Consider the following 2,784-nt stretch of genomic DNA (forward strand, 5'->3'; position numbering starts at 1 on the left):
CGCCTAATTCTCCATGTACCAGACAGATATTCAGCTTGAACGGATCGAGCTTCACATCCAGCGGAATGGATGCCTTGTTGTCCTGAAAAGCAGCGCCCCAGATGATCGTATTGCCGTCGGCAAGCGCAACAGGAGTCAGCGTGCGCGAGGTAAACACATGCAGATTGGACGGAAGCGGCTGCGTGGCATACGGAGAGGCGGCATGATAGTAGTCATGATTGCCCGGAGAAAGAAAGATCGGACACGGGCACTTGGATAAAATGGAAAATACAACAGACGAAATCTGCGGGCGAACTTCCGGAGAATCAAATAAATCTCCGGCAATCAGCAAGGCGTCCGCAGCGGATGCTGCGGCCTGCTGTACGAGCGCCTTGAGTGCAGTCAGCTGCAAGCGAATGGCTTGCGCGGCACTCTCCGGCGGAAGAAATTCAAATTTTGCGCCGATGTGAAGATCTGCGGCGTGGATAATATTCGGCATGGAAAGACCTCCCAAATTTACAAAAAACAAAAGAACACCATTGTCTTCTCTCTCGTATTATATCAGGTTTCTGTGGCATTGCCAATAAAAAGACAAAAAACAAAACAGCCATCCATATCGGATGACTGCTTTGCTTTCGCATACGTTTCACAAAATAAAAAGGGGGTAAGAGAAATTCAAAGATACCGGCATATCTTTTGTATGGATGAGGTGTTTTCGTTCCCTCGTTCCATGCTCCTAGTATACCGTATTCGACAACAAAAGTTGTGAACAAATAGTAAAACCATTGTTACGTTTTTATGTGCAGTTTGCAAAAACTCCCAGAAAATGCAAGGCTTAGAACCGCTGCTGCTTGCGAATGCGGCGAATATCACTGCCGATGAAGCGCAGCTGCGTAAATTCTCCTAAGATTCGTGAAGCAATGGCAGGAGAATAGCGGTTTTCCAGCTCTGCGGGCAGAAGATTGGTGCTCAGGATCGTTGGCTTTCGGCTCATAAGGCGTCTGCTGATGAGATCATACAGACAAGAAATGTGAAAAGCACTGGGCATTTCCGTTCCGAGATCATCGACGATGAGAAGGTCTGTGTTGCGGAAGCGTTCGACAGCATGAGACGCGGCGGATGGGTCACCGGTACGGAATTTGACAGAATTGTACTGGTCAAAGATAGAAATCGCGGTGTCGTATGTGACAGAGAAACCGCGCTCGGTGACGGTGCGAGCGATGCACGAGGATAAGAAGGTCTTGCCGAGACCGGTAGAGCCAAATAGCAGCAAATTCTCATAGGAAGAACCAAAGTGCTCGGCAAAGCTGTGGCATCGCTGTAAATTTGCCTGTGCCATTTGACGGGGAGAGAGACCAAATCGGCTGTCCGGCTGAGAGCTGTAATAGTCCAGACGAAACGTCGAAAAGGTTTCTTTGTCAACGGGCAGCAGAGTGGACAGAGCTTGCTTCTGCATTTCCGCCGCGCGGCGTTTGACGCAGGTGCACAGGTGATTGCCGTCATAACCGGTGTCTCGGCAAATCGGACAGCTGACCGTGACGGCAAGATAATCTGCCGGATAGCCGTTGTCTAGCAATAGCTGTCGCTTTTCTGCCTGCAAAGCGAGGTTTCGCTGCTTCAATTGCTCGATTGCGGCGTCTGTATTGTTGGATTCAAAGGCGATACGCATGGCTTTTGCCGCCGTACCGCGCAGTTCACGGTCAATTTCTCCTAACCGTGGTATATCCATGGTCAATTGGTAGCGGCGGCTCTCGGCTTCCGCTTCATAGCGGTCGTGCTGCTGCTCCAGCTGACGGAGAATCGAAGAAATCAATGCTTTATCATACGCCATGTGCGTTGTCCTCCTTTGTCATTGCGTGGAATTCTGCGAGCCATTCACGCTCCCAGTCGGCAAGATTGCCGTTGTTGGTCGGCTGCACTGGATTTTGCGGCTGCTTGTTCGCAATCGGCTGGCGCAGATTCGGCTCAACCGCAGTGATTTCCGCTGCGGTGTGCAGACCCTTCTGATGCCAGTTTTCTAAGATGCCGTTGAGATATTTCCAGCTGAATTTTCCCAATCGGTCATACATGCGCTCTTTGGCAATTTTGACAGCCTCTGCGTCAAAGCCGCGCCGAATAAAACGAGATAAATAGCGATATTCGTCTGGCGCAGGGTCTCGGCCTGCCATATCCAAGGCGCGCAGCATGGCGTCCATCAATGGCTTTTCTCGCTCGCGCTGGGCGAGAAAATCGGCGGCAGCCTCAGCGGTAAAGATACCCATATCTGCCCAGAGATATGCCTGCTCTTGAATGTCGCGGCGAGAAACGGTTCCCTTGCTGCGGTGCAGATAGCTGAGCAGATCAATGAGCACATCTGCCGGCAGGCCCAGATAGTCGTAGGCCTCCATCATGGTGCGCATTTGGGATTCAGTTAACGGGCGTCCGAGCACCATTTCCGCTGTCTGGCAGACAGAGGAAAATCGATGGTCGTTCTCGCGGCGCTTCCGCATCTCAGATAATTGATAGGTCGGCGGCGCGGACGGACGGTCCTGCACAAACTGCTCGTTGGATGTGTGGACGAGACGCAGGTTGGTCAGCGTGTGTACCGCGCGGTCGTAGCGGTCGCGCGTCAAATGCAGGTCTCGCATCGCTTCGCGCGCATCAAAGGCTTGTCCTTTGCGGACAAGATAGAGATATACCAACGCGCTGTCGCCGTCATAGCAGGTCAGAAGCGTGTCAACGACATCGGCGCGTAAGACACAAAAGTCCCCGCCAGCGGGGATCAGAGATGAGAGAGACATAATTTCCTCCGAAGAAAAATCCTGC

General features: G+C 52.0%; 3 protein-coding genes. All 3 read right to left on the reverse strand.

The features are described 5' to 3' along the window. On the reverse strand, positions 1-478 hold a 478-nt coding region (locus ACR0P9_RS10420), incomplete at its 3' end, for a metallophosphoesterase (RefSeq protein ID WP_432619890.1). A gap of 336 nt (positions 479-814) precedes the next feature. Next, complete coding sequence (locus ACR0P9_RS10425; protein ID WP_432619892.1) at positions 815-1,810, reverse strand: ATP-binding protein; 996 nt, start codon at positions 1,808-1,810, stop codon at positions 815-817. Further along, the coding region (locus tag ACR0P9_RS10430; protein ID WP_432619894.1) for a DnaD domain protein at positions 1,800-2,784 on the reverse strand (985 nt) is incomplete at its 5' end. The genes ACR0P9_RS10425 and ACR0P9_RS10430, both read right to left, overlap by 11 nt.

The organism is Butyricicoccus sp., from assembly GCF_050872565.1.
Classification (GTDB): Bacteria; Bacillota; Clostridia; order Oscillospirales; family Butyricicoccaceae; genus Butyricicoccus_A.

Bases quoted from the DNA above. Each gene is read 5' to 3' on its own strand.
- ACR0P9_RS10425 (WP_432619892.1), bottom strand. From the start codon at position 1,810: ATGGCGTATGATAAAGCATTGATTTCTTCGATTCTCCGTCAGCTGGAG.